The sequence below is a fragment of the Desulfosalsimonas sp. genome, assembly GCF_055149105.1.
In genome coordinates, this window is record NZ_JBSRLA010000071.1 from 1 (window position 1) to 15,819 (window position 15,819).

Consider the following 15,819-nt stretch of genomic DNA (forward strand, 5'->3'; position numbering starts at 1 on the left):
TAAGCACCTATATCATAAATGAAAAACTTTCGCAAGCCTGATTTTTAATTTTTCTTAATTATTTTAATGAGTTTTCTTTTATTGGACAGGCACTAAATAAGCCGGCGCATTACTTCAATTTGTCATGATGATGCACTGATGACGTTTTGCGCCATGCATTAAATCCGGGCTTGTGAATGTATGGCCGGCTTAAATTGGGACCTGAACAGAGCATTTCAGCATCCGGGGATTTTGCGTTGGCCCTTTATATCAAGGCCCCGCCGTCGGCGATAATGGTTTGGCCGGTCACATAGCTTGATGCCCCGGATGCCAGAAAAATCATGACATTTGCGATTTCATCCGGCTCGCCGATTCTTTTAAGGGGGATGCTTTCGGATAAGGATGCCTTGACCTGCCTTGCCTCATCCTCGCTTTTGTCATGCCAGATGGCATTGAGCAGGCGGGTTTCCACCGCACCGGGAGCAACGGCATTGACCCGGATATTAAAGTCCGCCCACTCCTTGGCCAGCGCCTTTGTGGCCATAACCAGGGCGGCTTTGCTGATGGCATAGGTGCAGGTGGGAACCGCAGGGCTGAAACCGTTGATCGAGGAGACGTTTATAATCGTCCCCCCGCCCTTTTCCTTCATAATCCCGGCCACTGCCTGGCTCAGAAAAAAAGCACCCTTGAGATTGATATTCATCAGCGCATCCCAGGCCTTTTCCTCCACGTCAATGGCCATGGCGGCAATGCTGGTTCCGGCATTGTTGACCAGGATGTCGATTCGGCCGAACTCCGCCACAACTTTTTCAACCAGGTCCCGGATCTGATCCATCCGCCCCACATGCGCGGCCACGGCCAAAGATCGCCGGCCATGTTTTTCCACCTCTGCAGCCACCTCTTCCAGATCCGATATTTTCCGGCTGGTCACGATTACGTCTGCACCGGCTTTGGCGAAAGCAACGGCTGTTGCCCTGCCGATTCCGCGGCTGCCGCCGGTAATTAATGCCACCTTTCCATCCAGAGAAAATGCGGACTGCTCCATTGGCAAATTCCTTTCCTTTTATTTTTCCTACTGTTTTCGAAGGTTCAGATTATATGCAACCCCCTGCCCGTCTAAAATCCGGATTCCGTATTCACCGGGATTTGGACACGGTACCGGTATTCAATTTTTTTGTACAGCAAAAATGGGGATGAAAAACCAATGGCAGGCCCTTTCGGGCTGTTTGTAAAATTTCTCTTGTCTCAAACGGATTATGGGATTATGCTCATAATAAACAATCTTATTTCCAAAGGAGATACAGCCATGAAAATCGCAGTCAGTTCCAAAGGACAATCCCTGAAAGACGGGATGGATCCCAGTTTTGGCCGATGCGCGGGCTTTGTTGTATTTGACACAGACACACAAAACACGTCATTTCTGGACAATTCCCGGCAGCAGAACCTGGCCCAGGGCGCGGGCATTCAAACCGCTCAAATGGTGAGCAATGCCGGTGTGGATGTGCTCATTTCCGGAAAAATCGGTCCCAAGGCCATGGAGGCCCTGAGCCAGAGCCGAATGCAGATTTTCAGCAGCTCGGCAGCCACGGTCCATGAGGCCATTGATGCCTGGCAGCGCAATGCGCTTTCTCCCGTATCCACGGCAACCGGCCGGCCCGGCGGCGGCCAGGGCATGGGTGGCGGCGGCAAAGGCAAGGGCCCGGGCCAGGGCGGCCGGGGAAAAGGCAGCGGCAAGGGCGGAATGGGGTAAACATAATCAATCCGAGCCTTGCCGGATGCTTCAAAATAATGGTATGCACCCGGGGTATGTTCAACGTCATACCCCGGGTGGCTTTTTATGGGCCGGCACTATCTTTGACGGTATTTACAAAACGATTCACCCAAAACTGCCTTGACTTTGGGACAGCCATAAGCAACAAATATGCAGGGTTTCTTTTGAATCATCAGTAAAAAAGGAGAAAAGCATATGTCGGAAAGTCAGGTGGCGCTCAACAAGAACCGCGCAAAAAACCTCGGCCGGTTTGCTGAAGTCATGCCGGAGACTGCAAAACAGATCAAGGCCCAGATGGACGAGGCCTACAAGGACGGGGCCATTGACACCAAAACCAAGCGGCTCATGGCCATGGCCGTGGCCCTCGGCGCCGGGTGCAGAAACTGCGTTCTGGGCCAGGCCATGGGCGCCCTGGATAAAGGGGCAACCAAGGAAGAAATGCTGGAGACTCTGGCGGTGGTCACCAGCATGAGAGGCACCACCGGGGTGGCCGAATCCCTGCGGGTTATCCAGTTGCTCGACGAACTCGAAATGCTGTAAACAAGCCGCATGGGGGCAAAACTTCAAAACAGCGGGAAACGAAAAACAACCATGGAAATCGCAGAAATCCCGGTGGCGGTTTTCCGCAAAAACGTCAAAAACGTCAATATCCGGGTCTATCCCCCGGACGGCAAAGTGCGGGTTTCGGCTCCGCTGCAGATGGCCGACCATGCCGTGCGCGCAGCCATTGCCGCCCGGCTGCCCTGGATCCGGGAGAAACAGCAGAATTTTGCCAAACAGGAGCAAGCGCCTGTCCCGGAAGCGGTCACCGGGGAAATTCATTATTTCCAGGGGCGGGCCCTGCACCTCAAGCTGGTTGAACGGCACGGCCGCAGCCGGGCGTTTCTGGCTGATGCGGCCACACTGGAACTCCAGGTGCCGCCGCAAACCCACGCGGCCGGCCGGCTGCGGATTCTGGAAAACTGGTATCGCAAACAGCTGCGCCAACAGATCCCGGATCTTGTGCAAAAATGGGAGCCCATTATTGGTGTCCGGGTGGCCGAAGCCCGGATCCGGCGCATGAAAACCCGCTGGGGAAGCTGCAATATCGAAAAAAAGAGCATCTGGCTCAACCTGGAACTGATCAAAAAACCGGCATCCTGCCTGGAATATGTAGTGGTCCACGAAATGACGCACTTGCTGGAACAAAACCATACAAAACGGTTCTACGCCCTGATGGATCGGTTTCTGCCGGATTGGCGGCCGAGTCGCGATGAACTGGACCAATGGCCCATGGCCCGGACGGGGCAAAGGGATTGAACCTGGCGGAAGGCCATATCACCGCGTATTTTCCATGTCCCGGATTTTTTCCTTCTGATCCCGGGCCCGCCTTTGCCAGGCCGGATCGTCTCTGAGATACAAAATGGCCATCTTGTTGAACCGGGCGGCCCGGTTCAGGTCCTTTTTCCCCAGCCAGGCCCGGGCAAGAAAGAAATACGCCCGGCCGTCGCCGGGATGGATGCCCACGGCCCGTTCAAGAACGCGAATGGCCCTGTCATATTTCTTTTTTTGAATCAGTTCTTGTCCCCGGCGGGTCAGGTCCTGGGATGCCGCCATGCGGTAATCTTTACCCTCCCCCGAATCATCGGGCTTATCCTCGATTTCGGGAGCAGGCGCATCAATGGTTTCGTCAACAGGTGTTTCAGGAGCCGGGCTGCGGGTTTGCCCCGGTCTGTCAGGCCCCGGCTGGAGCCCGGCACAGGCGGATAACATCATCATCCCGGCCATAAGCAGGATACAGACGGCGGGCCGGGCCAGCAGAGACTTATCGGAAAATATTTGAGAAACCATCTAAAGTCCTTTTCAGTACATTGTCGGGTTTGTGAATCTGACATGGTTTTTCCGGCTGGTTGGTCTCCAGGAAATATTCCTCATATTTTTCCGGGCATTGCATGGATTCTGCCAGCTGCCCGGTTTGCCGGCACACTTTCTTTTTTACCACACCCGGCGGCCTGGCAAAGGGCTTGCCGGAAACATAGCCGGGCATGGCTTTGACCAGGTCTGCAAAAATGGGCAGTGCGGCCCCTGAGCCCGTTGTCATCACCGGATCCCCGTTGTCAAAGCCCACCCATACCAATGCCAGAAAATCCGGCGTGTAACCGATAAACCAGGCATCCCGGTAGCCGTTGGTGGTCCCGGTTTTGCCGGCCAGGGGAAAATCCACTCCCATTTTTCCAAGGGCGCTTGCGGTGCCGCCCTTGACAACGGACTGAAGCATGGAAGTCACGAGAAAGGCTTTGGCCGGTGACATTACGGCATTGATGTCCATGTGCCGCTGAACCAGGATATTGTCCGCTTCATCGGCCACATCCCGGACCGAAAGGGCAAAGGGCTGGACTCCGTCTGCGGCAAACGCGCAATAGGCCCTTGCCAGCTCCAGGGGAGTGACCTCAAAGGACCCCAGGGCAATGGACGGATAAGGCTGCATCCGTCCCGAAAAGTCAAATTTTTCCGCCTGCGCCACCACCTTTTCCGGCCCGCCCCGAACCACCATGTCCACGGCCGCCCGGTTGCATGAGTGTTTGATCATGTCGCGCACAGAAATCCGTTTTCCCGGAATATCACCGAAATTCTCCGGGGTCCACGGCTTGCCGTCAACCATGTAAGTGGTTCTTTCATTGGACAGCAGATCCGACGGCTTAAACCGGTCAAGCAGGGCGGAGACGGCAATGGGCTTAAAACAGCTTCCGGGCTGCCGACGTGCCCGGGTGACCCGGTTGAACTGGGTTTCGGCATAATTGCGCCCCCCGGCCATGGCCAGGATGTTGCCGGTCCTGGGCTGAATCACCACCACGGCACCCTGGAGCTTTTTTTCAGGGGCCTGTCGCACAAGGGCGGGAATGGATTTTTCCAGCCGGGCCAAACCCTTTTCAAGGGCTTTTTCAGCCGCCGCCTGAACCCCGGTGTCCAGGGTGGTGTAGATGGAAAAGCCCATGCTGGAAAGGATGTCTTTGGTGTAGAGTTCATTTAGCTGCCGGGACACATAATCCAGAAAATACGGGGCCTGACGACTGTACTTCTCAAACCCGGCGGTGCTGATAGGTGCGTCCAGAGCTTTTTCCAGCTGCGCCTCGGTGATAAACCCCAGATCGTGCATGGCCTCAAGCACCTGGTTCCGCCGGTTTTTGCATTCATCAAGATGGGTGTAGGGGGAAAGAAGATTGGGGCTTTTGATAATTCCGGCAATCAAAGCGGATTCGGCCAGGGTGAGGTTTTCCACTTTTTTGCCGAAATAAAAATAAGCCGCCTCTCCCACGCCGTTAATCGAGGCCGATCCTTTCTGGCCCAGATAAATCTCGTTTAAATAGATTTCAAGGATTTCGTCCTTGTTGTAGTTGGCCTCAATGGCCAGGGTGATAAAAAGTTCATGAAACTTGCGCCGAAACGTTCGCTCGTGGGTGAGAAAATAATTCTTGGCCAGCTGCTGGGTCAGGGTGGATCCGCCCTGGCGTATGGAGAAATGACGAATATTGGTATACATGGCCCGGAGGATGCTCACCGGGTCAATGCCGAAATGCGTGTAAAACCGGTTGTCTTCAGCCGCCACAACCGCGTCTGCAAGATGGCCGGGAATATTGTCAATGGATACCACCCGCCGCAGTTCCCGCTCTTTTCCGAAAAATTCCATCAGGACTTCCGGGCCCAGTTCCACCAGCGGCAGGTTTTTGTTCGTGTCGGCGCGGCGGATTTGACGAATCCGGCCCTGCTTGATTTCAAGGACAGCAGAAAAACCCCGGCGATTTTTCTCCGGCATCTGCAGATCCTGGAAATAAATTTCCAGGCCGGAGCCGGTGAACCGGTACTCACCCTTTTTTTTCAGGCTTTCAGCTTTTTCCTGATATCCGAGTTTCCGCAATTTTTTCTCAAGCGCAGCAGTATCCACCTGCATGCCCGGAAAAAGCATTGTGGTGTCGGAATAAATGGTTGAAGGAATGGCCCATCTCCGCCCGGAGAATCTTTCTTCAATCTGCCCGGACAGGTACCAGCAATAGCCAAGGGAGAACATCAGAATCAGGATCATCAACAGGCCGAAGCCCAAAAACAATTTTTTTAACATTGAAGCCATTGCAATATAGGGTGAAATCGTTTTTTTCCGCCGGATTATTTACGAAAATCCGGAAAAAGGAAAGTAAAAATTTGAAAACGCGTCGCACAGAGATAAATATAGTAGGAAACATGGAGACAACAAGCAAGCCCCGATCAATAGCAATAAATAAAGAGCGGGAATAAAGTTGGATCCAATTGATATGTATGATAAAAAGGGCGAGATTTGCGTTAACCCCAAAAGCAAGCAGGAGAGCCGGCCCATGGAAATCAAAAACATCGACGTAAAAACCATTCTCTACACTACTGATCTGTCAGATACCGCCCTGCATGCCTTTTCCTATGCAGCCAGTCTTGCAACCGTATATAATGCAAGGCTGATCATCCTTCACGTAATCGAGGATTATCCGGCCATCGAGCCTTCGCTCAAAAACCTGCTGCGGCAGGACCAGTGGAAGGACATCAAGGAAAAGTATATCCGGGACACCCGGGAGACACTCAGCGGCAAAAGCCGGGACAACCGGATCGTTCGCGAGGCGCTGACCCAATTTTCGGAAAATGCCAAAGACGGCCAATACGGCGAGCCCGCCGCAAGCGACGAGGTGATTGTTTTGTTCGGCAGCCCTGTTGAAAAAATCATAGAAACCGCAAAAGAAAAAAACTGCGGCCTCATTGTAATGGGCGCCCACGGACACGGCCTGCTGCAGAACCTTCTTGGAACCACAACACACAAGGTTCTGTCGGAATCAAAAATCCCCGTGGTGGCCGTTCCCATAGACCAGTGATGCAGCAGGGTCGCTTCAGCCGGCCCCCTTCTGATTTGCGTTTAAAAAAACAAAATTTGGCAGCTTTTAAGCAAAGGACGTTCACAATGGAGAGCTTCACCGGATCTGTAAACAATTTTTGGTCTTACCTGTGGCATTTGCACGTGCAAACCAAGAACATGTTTGCCTTTCGTTTTCCCACAACGTTTCTGAGCACAACGGCAGACAACGGGCCGGAAAAACAAGAGACGGATTTTTCCGAAGACGTGCTTCCGGCCGGCAGCCGAGGCGATTCCACAGGAGACGGGGGAGACGGCGGCGAGGACCCGGGCGATTATACCCATTACAGCGCCCGGCAGAAAATCGGGCTGCTTGCCGGGCCTTTGCTATTTTTGGCAATTTTTCTGATGTCCACCCCCGAGGGCATGACCCCCGAAGCCCATGCCGTACTGGCAAGCACTGCATGGATTGCCGTATGGTGGATAAGCGAGGCCATACCCATACCGGCCACGGCTTTGCTGCCCATTGTACTGTTTCCGGTGACCGGGGCCATGAATACCTCCAGTGTTACGCCTTCTTACGCCAATCACCTGGTGTTTCTTTTCATGGGCGGCTTTATGATCGCCCTTTCCATGGAAAAATGGAATCTTCACCGGCGCATTGCATTAAACATCATACTGATGATCGGCTGCGGGCCCAAACGGATCATACTCGGATTCATGACGGCCACGGCCTTTCTTTCCATGTGGATATCCAATACCGCCACCACCATGATGATGGTGCCCATCGGGCTTGCCGTTATTCAACAGTTTGCCGTGCTGATAAAAAAAGAACAACTGGATGTCAACGTCTCTCTTGGCAAATTCGCATTCGGCACCGCACTTATGCTGGGCATCGCCTATTCCGCCTCCATCGGAGGGGTCGCAACCCTGATCGGCACGCCTCCCAATGCCGTGTTTGCAGGCGTGGTCAAGGAAATGTACAATCAGGAAATCGGCTTCGGACAGTGGATGACCTACGGTGTGCCCCTATCCGCAATATCGCTTCTTTTCTGCTGGTACTATCTGACCAATTTTGCCTTTAAAATCAAATTCAAAGAACTTCCGGGCGGGCAGGACCTCATCCGCAGGGAACTCGGGCAGCTCGGACGGATCGGCAAAGAAGAGCTGCACGTGCTCATTGTGTTTGTCTCGGTTGCGTTTCTGTGGCTGATCCGGGGGTTTCTGCTTTCGGATATATTTCCGGGCATGAGCGATGCCACAATTGCCATACTCGGGGCGATGGTGCTTTTTGCATGGCCGGTTGACCTCAAAAAGGGACGTTTCCTTCTGGACTGGGCAACAATGAGCCGGATGCCCTGGGGAATTCTCATTCTTTTCGGCGGCGGGTTTGCCATTGCCGGGGGATTTTCCGAAACCGGGCTTGCCGAATGGATTGCCATGCGGCTCAAGGTTTTGGAAGAGGCGCCAATGCTGCTCATTGTCTGCGCAGTGGTGACCATGGCCATATTTCTAACGGAAATCACCTCCAATACCGCGACATCGACCATGCTGATGCCGGTTATGGCGGCCATGGCCATAGCCATGGGCATGCATCCCTATGCGCTGATGGCAACCGCGGCGCTGTCGTGCTCGTTTGCCTTCATGCTGCCGGTGGCAACACCGCCCAACGCCATTGTTTTTGCCAGCGGCTATATAACCATACCCCAGATGGCCAGGGCCGGGGTTTTCATGAACCTGTTCGGCATCATCGTCATTACCGTGGTGACCATGTACTACCTGGCATGGGTCTGGGGTATCGACTTGATGCGCGTGCCTATCTGGGCATAGGATCCGGGACTTTTCTGACCCACAGATCCCGCTGGGGAAAGGGGATTTCAATCATCATCAGGTCAAACAGGGGAACGGTCCGCTCTTCCACAATGGCAAAGCGGTCGCGGATTTTGCCAAACATTTCAAGGACGATGCGGCTGGCCTGCAGGCTTGCACGCATCAACTGCAGGACAAGCAAACTCAGCAGCACCCGGATTATGATGCTGGTGGCAAATTCTCTCAGCGCAAGGGTGTGCAAAGCGGTCACCAGACTGATATAGCCCACCAATAGCCCGGCCACCCGGGCGCCCACCCGGAGCAGCTTTCCCGTCAACTCCGCGTTGGCCCGGTCCGCAATTCGAAGCCCCCAATAGAGGATAAAGCGCGGCACCAAAAACGCCAGCGACAGGCCCACCAACAAAATCATCAGGGCCAGGAGAAAGGGATACGCACCCAGCAGGCGCCAGGTGCTTTCAAGCCATGCGGGCAGCCAGGACGGTACACTGGCGGCAGATTGGGTTAATTCGTTCATGCGGGATTCTTTCGTTGAAAATGTTGTTTGGACGCATCGTCTGTTTATATTATAGTTACCATATGCATCTGGTCCGTCAAAAGGCTTTCACCTCCCAGGGCAAAAGAAAGAGCGCATGCGCGTATTAATGATTTCCGCCAACACCGAGCAGGTCAGCATACCGGTTCTGCCGCTGGGACTGGCCTGCGTATCCGCAGCCGTCGAGTACAGCGGTCATGATATCCGTGTGGTCAACCTCATGGAACCCCGGCATGTGGACCGACTGCTGGTGCCGGCCATTGAAGCGTTTGTGCCGGATGTCATCGGCATTTCAGTTAGAAACATCGATGACCAGAACAGGGACGCACCCAATTTTCTCCTGTCCCGGGTAGAACCGGTGATCGAAGAGTGCCGCATGCGCTCGAGTGCTCCCATTGTTCTGGGCGGAGCGGGCTACAGCATATTTCCCGAATCCGCCCTTGATTGCCTGGGCGCGGATTTCGGCATCCAGGGGGAAGGGGAATGGGCCATGTGTGAATTGCTTGGGCGCATGGAAAAAAATGCCCCATTGGACGGGTTAAACGGGCTCTGGAGGCCCGGCAAAGGCCTTGCGGCACCCCCTTTTCGAAACCCGCAGATGGATGCCTATCCCATGCCGGAGCCCGGCGTTCATCTCAGCACAGGCCCTTACGGAGAGGACCATGAACTCATGGTGCCCTTTCAGACCCGCCGGGGCTGTGCCATGAACTGCAGCTACTGTTCCACCCCGGCCATCGAGGGCCGGCATATGCGCAGCCATGCGCCCGAAACCGCCGTAAACAATCTGCGGCGGTTTTCAGAAAGCGGATTTGATCGCTTTTTTTTCGTGGACAACACATTCAACCTGCCCGGCTCTTATGCCGCTGCCCTGTGCGACCGAATCGCGGAAGCGGGACTTGATATCACCTGGCAGGGGATCATTTATCCCGCCGGCCTCCACGAGACCCTGGCTGAAAAAATGGCCCGGGCCGGATGCCGCTCTGTGAGCCTTGGTTTTGAAAGCGCGGATGAACAGGTGCTTTGGGCCATGAACAAAAAATACGGCAAAAAAGAAATCCGCCGGGCATCGGAGATCCTTTACCGGCATGGCATTGAACGAATGGGCTTTCTGCTGCTTGGCGGACCGGGCGAAACCCGTCAGAGTGTCAGGCAAAGCATTGCATTTGCAGAATCCCTTGAACTCGAAGCCGTCAAGCTCACCGCCGGCATTCGCATTTACCCCGCCACCCCGCTGGCCGGCCTCGCCCGGGAAAAAGGATTCATTACCCCGGATGCCAGCCTTCTCAATCCCGTGTTTTATCTTGAACCCGGCCTGGACGGATGGCTGCAGGATGCAATCAAAGAAGCCGTTTCCCGAAATACCGGGTGGGTGAATTAATGGCCGCCCTGCTGGTTTTGCTGCCCAAGGGCCTGGCGCACCTTTGCTGCCAGATCCTTGTGGGAAAAGGGTTTTTCAATAAATTGCACACCCTTGTCCAGAACCCCGTGATGGGCGATGAGATCGGCGGTATAGCCGGACATGAAAAGGGTTTGAAGTGCCGGATTGTTCACCGACAGCCTGGCGGACAGGTCCCGGCCGTTCATCTCCGGCATGACCACATCCGTGATCAACAGATCAATCCGGCCCTCATGGCTTGCGGCCAGCTGCAATGCATCCTCGGGTTTCCGGGCCGTTATCACTGAATAACCCAGCTTTTCGAGCATTCCCCGGGTCAGGTGGACAATGGCGGCTTCATCCTCGACAATCAGTATGGTTTCCGAACCTGTAGGCATTTGTTCATGGGATTTCGCTGATGCCCCCGGATTCGACTCTTCGGTTTCATGGCGGGGCAGGTATATTTTAAAGGCGCTGCCCTGCCCGGGCTCGCTGTAGACATTTATAAAACCGTTGTTCTGCTTGACAATCCCGTAAATTGTGGACAGGCCCAGGCCGGTGCCCTTGCCTGTCTCCTTGGTGGTATAAAACGGCTCAAACAGATTTTTTTGAACTTCCTTTTCCATGCCGCAGCCGTTGTCACTGACTGCCAGCATGACATACTCACCAGAGACAAAATATGGATACACCCGGCAGTGATCCTGACCAATGACCACATTTCTCGTCTCTATGGTCATTTTGCCCACATCGGATATGGCATCCCTTGCATTGACCGCCAGATTGGCCATGATCTGATCAATCTGGGACGGATCGATTTTCACCGGCCACAAACTGCCGCCCGGATGCCAGGAAAGATCTATATTTTCACCGATCAATCGCTGCAGCATTTTCAGCAGGCCTGAAACCGTGTCGTTTAAGTCCATCTGCACGGGGCTGATGGTCTGTTTGCGCGCAAACGCCAAAAGCTGCCGCACAATGTCAGCCGAGCGCCTGCCGGCATTGTAAATTTCCCGGATGTTTTCATAAAGCGGCCCCCGGACTCGAGCAAATCAATGGAGAGTTCCGCATACCCGTTGATGATCGACAGCATGTTGTTGAAATCATGGGCCACCCCGCCTGCCAGCCGGCCCACGGATTCCATTTTCTGGGCTTGATGCAAAACTGGGCCTGGAGTTTTTCCTGATTCTGTTCCGCCTGCTTGCGCTTGGTAATATCAATATGGGTGCCGAGCATGCGCCGGGCATTTCCCTCTGCGTCTTTTTCCACTGTTCTGCCGCGGTCCAGAATCCATTTAAAGCCGCCCTCCTTTGTCTTCATCCGGAATTCGAGTTCAAAAGGCGCAGTCCATGTCAGGTGCCGGAGAACGACGCTCTCGGCTTTTTCCAGATCATCCGGGTGCAGCAGCCGGCGCCATGTCGCATAGGTTTCCGGCAGCTCATAAGGCTCATATTCGAGCATCGTGTACCAGCGCGGACTGAGATAAACCTCGTTGATATCCGTGCGCCAGTCCCATACGCCGTCGCTGACCGCATCCAGTGCCAGGCTCAGGCGCTGCTCACTTTCACGCAGGGCATCTTCCATCTGTTTTTGCTCGGTTCTGTCATACAGCATGGACAGCATGACCGTTCGGTCATCCAGGGCAATGGCCTCGCCAGACCAAAGGGCATGGACAATCGTGCCGTGCTTTGTTTTGAACTCAACAGGCTCATCCTTGAAAAATCCGTGTTTGTTGAGCTTTTCCACAATACGGTCCCTTTCAGCAGGATCCGCCCAGATGCCCACCTCCTTTGAATTCCGGCCGATGCTCTGTTCCTTTGTGTAGCCCAGCATGTTTACCCAGCGGTCGTTGACATCAATGAATTCACCTGTTTCAATATCAGATATGACCTGGGGGACGGGGCTGGATCGAAACGCCTTTGCAAACCGCCTTTCACTTTCCATTAATTGCTGCTGGGCCAGCTTGCTTTCAGTGATATCAGTGAGAAAGGAAAGGTTTGCCGGTGCGCCGTCCCAGTTAATAATCTGTCCATGGATGCAGAGCCATTTCACCCTCCCGTCGGATGTGACCGCCCGGAAATCATGTTGTTTTTCCCTGAATTCGCCCTGCATGGCCCGGCGGTGAAGATCGCGCATGGTTTCCCGGTCAGCGGGATGAATAAAGGCCGTAAAGGGTGCTGCGGTAATCCTGGCTGCGGAATATCCCAGGATTCGTTCAACCGCGGGGTTGACAAACTCAATGACTTCGCCCCGGACCACCAGGATGCCCTCTTTTGCCTTTTCAAACAGGTAGCGAAATTTCTCCTCGCTTTTTTGCAGGGCATCCCGGGTCTGCCGTTGCTCGGTAACATCCCTTGAACTGAATATAACGCCCTGCGCACCGCTGTTTTGATCCTTTAAACAAATACCCCGGGTCTCAAGCCAGAGGTAAGATCCATCCGCGCATTTGAAGCGATACTCGATTCCGGCCGGCTCGCCTGATCCCACAAGCGCCTTGTATGCCTGCAACACCCGGGGCAGATCATCAGGGTGTACAAAAGCAAACACGTTTTTCCCGACCAAAGACTCCGGGTCAGAACCAAACATTTCATGAGATTTTCCCACAAACCTGAGGTTTCCCTCCATGTCTGCAAAAGAGACCAGATCCAGCATGTTTTCAATGATGGTGGTCAAAAGTGCAGTCCGGCTGCCGCATTCGTCAAGTCGAATGCGCAGCTCCCGGTTCTGCAGCTCGGCTTCAAGCTGTCTGACCTTCATCTCATGAATCCTCCGGCGGATGTCGTCGTGTGTCAATATATTAAGCTTTCTCTGGTATTGATTGACATTCCATCATATCCTCCTATCGGATGTTTTGACAAAAAATAAAGTGCGCGTGAAATTACAGGCAGGGTGGAGACGTCTGGTCAATGGCTCCGCGCACTTTTGCAGAAGCAGAGGTCACAGAGCCAAAACAACGCATCAAAACAAAAGACGAAAAAAAAGACAAACCGGTCACAAACCGCCGGAATCAAAAATTTCTTTCAAGCGAAGGGCATTTTGGGGTGCAGCCGGGCCGTCGGTGTTGTCAAAATAGACATGCACGATCCTGCCTTCATGGCGCCATGTTTTCACCTTTCGGGCCCATTGGGCGAGTTCATCGTCACTGTAGGCGGACTGATAGGTCCGGGTGCGGCCGTGGAGACGAACATAAACCATGTCCGTGCTCACCGCATCCCAGCGGGGCCAGTCTGCGGAATCGGAAATGCACACGGCCAGGCCGCGGTCTTCCAAAAGCGAGGCCACCTCCGGCACAAACCATGAAGAATCCCGGAATTCCATCACGTGGCGGACTTCCTGCCAGGATTGCAGGGCGTCGGCAAAACCCCTGAGCCTGTCGAGGTCCACGGAAAACGAGGCGGGCAGCTGCCAGAGCACTGCCGGGATTTTGTGCTGCAGTGGCAGCACGTTGTTTTTCTGCTTTTGCACCGCCTGCAAAGGGTCTTTTAACCGCTTGGTATGCGTGGTGTACCGGCTGTCCTTGATGGCAAAGCAAAAATCATCCGGAGTCCGGGTTTTCCAGCTGTTGATGATGTTTTCCTGAAGCAGGCGGTAAAACGTGGCATTGACCTCCACTGCGTTAAAATATTTTGTGTAGTGCTCAAGCCATTTTTTCTGCACAACCCCGGCAAAAAAATCCGCCTTCCATGCCTTGTAATTCCAGCCGCTGGTGCCGACAAACAGTTCAGGCATTGTTTCAGTCAAAACGTTTCTCCTGGTTGCTAAGTAAAAAAGCCAATTACACAATTAACTTCTCGGAATTATAAACAATTTAAAGAGATTTCACACCAATGTCAACATTTACCGGCCATCAAAAAACCAGGAACCTGTAAGGCAAAGCATCCAAAAAACCGGTCAAACCGGCATCTTGACAAAAAAAAGGAATTCAATTAATGGTAACTGAGAATCCACTGCGCAAAGCCAAAAGGCGCTTTGCGCCCACAGGCAACGACTGGTCTTGTCATGAAAGCAAAATCCGGCGCGTACCGGTTTTTACTCACGTTTCTGCTTTTTTTCGCTCTGCCCTGCATTGCTGCGGCGCAAAGCGGAAAGCCCCTGAGTTACTGGCTGGGCTCCGGCTATAACGTGCCGGAAGTCCGGACCGGCGCCCTTACCATTGCCCCCGAAATGAACCTCGGCATGGACTGCAGCGATAACAGCCGCATTGACACCCCTCCCGGTAAAAACGCCTCTGAGCTGACAATTGTCATGACACCGGAGATGACCATCCGTTCCCGCGGGCCTGCGCACTTTCTGGGCGTTGATATCGGGTTTAACAGCGATATATTGAACACCCGATCCGCTGAACCGGATATAAACAGCCATGTTTCCGTAAACGGCAGAATGGCACTGACAGGAAAATCTTTTTTGACCGGCCGCATCAGGATCCGCCGCATGCAGGAAGAAAACAGCGGGGCTGAGGCTTTGCGGGTCGGCATTGAAACTGTTTTGCCGCTGAACCTGGATGGTTCAATCGAGCTATGGGGCGGGCACATGAACCGGGAACGCGAGGATCTCAACAACATCAGCGGATTGTGGTGCGGCATGTCCCTGGATTGGAAGCCCTCCCCGACGACATGCTTTCAGGCCAGGGCCGAAACTTCTGTCGAAGAAACCGCCATGGCGGGCTCTAGGGGTATGGGGGAATTTGATGCCCGGGCGCAGGTGGAACACCAGGTGTTGGAAAACCTGTTGGCGGGTGTCAATGTCAGATACAAAAACAATGACTACAAAGGCATTGATATAACGGATCAATACCTGGATTTGGGCCCCAGGCTCACCTATTTCTGGGATCGAAAATTCAGCGTGGAAGCCAGTCATACCTACAGGCAAAAAGACAGCAACGTGGCCAAAAGACGATACACGGAAAATAAATTTGACCTGGCCATAAACGGAAAATTTTAATACAAAATCAAATACCCGGCACCCGGAATAAAAATCCCGGATGCCGGGTATACAACTTACCGGACCTTGATTCCCGCCAGTTCCTGGACAAGGCGCTTGCGTTCCTTGATATCATACTGGGAAGTGATGGCAATCTGCTCCATAATGGGTGATCCGCCGCCGTGATAGTTGCCGTAGTTCATGGTGCCGGCCGCCCCCGTGCAGGTGGCCTCAATGAAATACAGCCAGAACTTGATCTGGTCGTCCACGGGTATGTTGGGGTTGCGCTTGAGGTATTTTTCCAGAATCGGCTTTAATTCCGGATTGGTGATATCGCTTTCATACGGAAACGTGGACGGAAACCCCCCTGCGATGTTGCACAGCATTTCCTGTTCGTGAAACACGGCTTCCCCGGTCAGGCAGCGGCCCACATTGGCATAGATGGAATCGGGAATGCAGCTTCCCGGCCCGTAAGGCGCACGGCCCATGCCCGGGATATAGACCTCGGGTTTGCCAAAATCAGAGGCGGTGTAGCCGGCTGCATAGCCAAGCTCTGTGACCTTGATGAT

Annotated in this window: 15 protein-coding genes; 7 read left to right on the forward strand and 8 right to left on the reverse strand. The window is 53.7% G+C overall.

All coding sequences use genetic code 11. The features are described 5' to 3' along the window. Window positions 1-244: 244 nt before the first annotated feature. Window positions 245-1,024 carry an SDR family NAD(P)-dependent oxidoreductase gene (locus ACTCIA_RS14285; RefSeq protein WP_181552757.1) on the reverse strand — a complete coding sequence of 260 codons (780 nt, stop codon included), beginning with the start codon at window positions 1,022-1,024 and terminating at the stop codon, window positions 245-247. A gap of 261 nt (window positions 1,025-1,285) precedes the next feature. Here ACTCIA_RS14285 and ACTCIA_RS14290 point away from each other — a divergent pair, with 261 nt between their 5' ends. The 3 genes from ACTCIA_RS14290 to ACTCIA_RS14300 all read left to right on the forward strand — a co-directional run bounded on the left by ACTCIA_RS14290 (window position 1,286) and on the right by ACTCIA_RS14300 (window position 3,049). After that, window positions 1,286-1,729 carry a NifB/NifX family molybdenum-iron cluster-binding protein gene (locus tag ACTCIA_RS14290; protein WP_463002487.1) on the forward strand — a complete coding sequence of 148 codons (444 nt, stop codon included), beginning with the start codon at window positions 1,286-1,288 and terminating at the stop codon, window positions 1,727-1,729. 216 nt (window positions 1,730-1,945) lie between these two features. Beyond that, window positions 1,946-2,290, forward strand: coding sequence for a carboxymuconolactone decarboxylase family protein (locus ACTCIA_RS14295; protein ID WP_463002488.1), 345 nt, complete (start codon window positions 1,946-1,948; stop codon window positions 2,288-2,290). A gap of 51 nt (window positions 2,291-2,341) precedes the next feature. Continuing rightward, on the forward strand, window positions 2,342-3,049 hold the full coding sequence (locus tag ACTCIA_RS14300; RefSeq protein WP_463002489.1) for a M48 family metallopeptidase: 708 nt from the start codon (window positions 2,342-2,344) through the stop codon (window positions 3,047-3,049). 18 nt (window positions 3,050-3,067) lie between these two features. On the opposite strand, the gene ACTCIA_RS14305 is transcribed toward ACTCIA_RS14300, so the two are convergent. Both ACTCIA_RS14305 and ACTCIA_RS14310 read right to left on the reverse strand, forming a co-directional pair. After that, on the reverse strand, window positions 3,068-3,580 hold the full coding sequence (locus tag ACTCIA_RS14305) for a tetratricopeptide repeat protein (RefSeq protein WP_463002490.1): 513 nt from the start codon (window positions 3,578-3,580) through the stop codon (window positions 3,068-3,070). Beyond that, entirely contained in the window at window positions 3,555-5,846 is a 2,292-nt protein-coding gene (locus ACTCIA_RS14310) for a PBP1A family penicillin-binding protein (RefSeq protein WP_463002491.1), read from the reverse strand. The genes ACTCIA_RS14305 and ACTCIA_RS14310 overlap by 26 nt, the downstream gene beginning before the upstream one ends. A gap of 250 nt (window positions 5,847-6,096) precedes the next feature. Here ACTCIA_RS14310 and ACTCIA_RS14315 point away from each other — a divergent pair, with 250 nt between their 5' ends. Further along, window positions 6,097-6,618 carry a universal stress protein gene (locus ACTCIA_RS14315; protein WP_463002492.1) on the forward strand — a complete coding sequence of 174 codons (522 nt, stop codon included), beginning with the start codon at window positions 6,097-6,099 and terminating at the stop codon, window positions 6,616-6,618. 86 nt (window positions 6,619-6,704) lie between these two features. Beyond that, a complete protein-coding gene (locus ACTCIA_RS14320) occupies window positions 6,705-8,426 on the forward strand; it encodes an SLC13 family permease (protein WP_463002493.1) in 1,722 nt (573 codons plus the stop codon). Here the strand turns inward: ACTCIA_RS14320 and ACTCIA_RS14325 are convergent. After that, complete coding sequence (locus tag ACTCIA_RS14325; protein WP_463002494.1) at window positions 8,413-8,940, reverse strand: hypothetical protein; 528 nt, start codon at window positions 8,938-8,940, stop codon at window positions 8,413-8,415. The two genes, ACTCIA_RS14320 and ACTCIA_RS14325, sit on opposite strands and share 14 nt — an antisense overlap. Window positions 8,941-9,055: 115 nt before the next feature. Between ACTCIA_RS14325 and ACTCIA_RS14330 the strand changes: the two genes are divergently transcribed. Next, window positions 9,056-10,336, forward strand: coding sequence for a B12-binding domain-containing radical SAM protein (locus ACTCIA_RS14330; protein ID WP_463002495.1), 1,281 nt, complete (start codon window positions 9,056-9,058; stop codon window positions 10,334-10,336). On the opposite strand, the gene ACTCIA_RS14335 is transcribed toward ACTCIA_RS14330, so the two are convergent. The 3 genes from ACTCIA_RS14335 to ACTCIA_RS14345 form a co-directional block, all read right to left on the reverse strand. Beyond that, the gene (locus ACTCIA_RS14335) at window positions 10,333-11,307 is read right to left on the reverse strand and encodes a response regulator (RefSeq protein WP_463002496.1); all 975 of its coding nucleotides are present in this window, start codon (window positions 11,305-11,307) and stop codon (window positions 10,333-10,335) included. The two genes, ACTCIA_RS14330 and ACTCIA_RS14335, sit on opposite strands and share 4 nt — an antisense overlap. Before the next feature lie 46 nt (window positions 11,308-11,353). Next, window positions 11,354-13,087, reverse strand: coding sequence for a PAS domain-containing protein (locus ACTCIA_RS14340; RefSeq protein WP_463002497.1), 1,734 nt, complete (start codon window positions 13,085-13,087; stop codon window positions 11,354-11,356). A 234-nt stretch (window positions 13,088-13,321) separates the two neighbouring features. Continuing rightward, window positions 13,322-14,071 (reverse strand): DUF72 domain-containing protein, encoded by a 750-nt coding sequence (locus ACTCIA_RS14345; RefSeq protein WP_463002498.1) that lies wholly within the window; start codon window positions 14,069-14,071, stop codon window positions 13,322-13,324. Between the two features lie 258 nt (window positions 14,072-14,329). Here ACTCIA_RS14345 and ACTCIA_RS14350 point away from each other — a divergent pair, with 258 nt between their 5' ends. Then, complete coding sequence (locus tag ACTCIA_RS14350) at window positions 14,330-15,271, forward strand: outer membrane beta-barrel protein (RefSeq protein ID WP_463002499.1); 942 nt, start codon at window positions 14,330-14,332, stop codon at window positions 15,269-15,271. A gap of 56 nt (window positions 15,272-15,327) precedes the next feature. Here the strand turns inward: ACTCIA_RS14350 and ACTCIA_RS14355 are convergent. After that, on the reverse strand, window positions 15,328-15,819 hold a 492-nt coding region (locus ACTCIA_RS14355; protein WP_463002500.1), incomplete at its 5' end, for a 4-hydroxyphenylacetate 3-hydroxylase C-terminal domain-containing protein.

Coding starts and splice junctions, on each gene's coding strand:
- ACTCIA_RS14285 (WP_181552757.1), bottom strand. CDS start 1,024: ATGGAGCAGTCCGCATTTTCTCTGGATGGAAAGGTGGCATTAATTACC.
- ACTCIA_RS14290 (WP_463002487.1), top strand. CDS start 1,286: ATGAAAATCGCAGTCAGTTCCAAAGGACAATCCCTGAAAGACGGGATG.
- ACTCIA_RS14295 (WP_463002488.1), top strand. CDS start 1,946: ATGTCGGAAAGTCAGGTGGCGCTCAACAAGAACCGCGCAAAAAACCTC.
- ACTCIA_RS14300 (WP_463002489.1), top strand. CDS start 2,342: ATGGAAATCGCAGAAATCCCGGTGGCGGTTTTCCGCAAAAACGTCAAA.
- ACTCIA_RS14305 (WP_463002490.1), bottom strand. CDS start 3,580: ATGGTTTCTCAAATATTTTCCGATAAGTCTCTGCTGGCCCGGCCCGCC.
- ACTCIA_RS14310 (WP_463002491.1), bottom strand. CDS start 5,846: ATGTTAAAAAAATTGTTTTTGGGCTTCGGCCTGTTGATGATCCTGATT.
- ACTCIA_RS14315 (WP_463002492.1), top strand. CDS start 6,097: ATGGAAATCAAAAACATCGACGTAAAAACCATTCTCTACACTACTGAT.
- ACTCIA_RS14320 (WP_463002493.1), top strand. CDS start 6,705: ATGGAGAGCTTCACCGGATCTGTAAACAATTTTTGGTCTTACCTGTGG.
- ACTCIA_RS14325 (WP_463002494.1), bottom strand. CDS start 8,940: ATGAACGAATTAACCCAATCTGCCGCCAGTGTACCGTCCTGGCTGCCC.
- ACTCIA_RS14330 (WP_463002495.1), top strand. CDS start 9,056: ATGCGCGTATTAATGATTTCCGCCAACACCGAGCAGGTCAGCATACCG.
- ACTCIA_RS14340 (WP_463002497.1), bottom strand. CDS start 13,087: ATGAAGGTCAGACAGCTTGAAGCCGAGCTGCAGAACCGGGAGCTGCGC.
- ACTCIA_RS14350 (WP_463002499.1), top strand. CDS start 14,330: ATGAAAGCAAAATCCGGCGCGTACCGGTTTTTACTCACGTTTCTGCTT.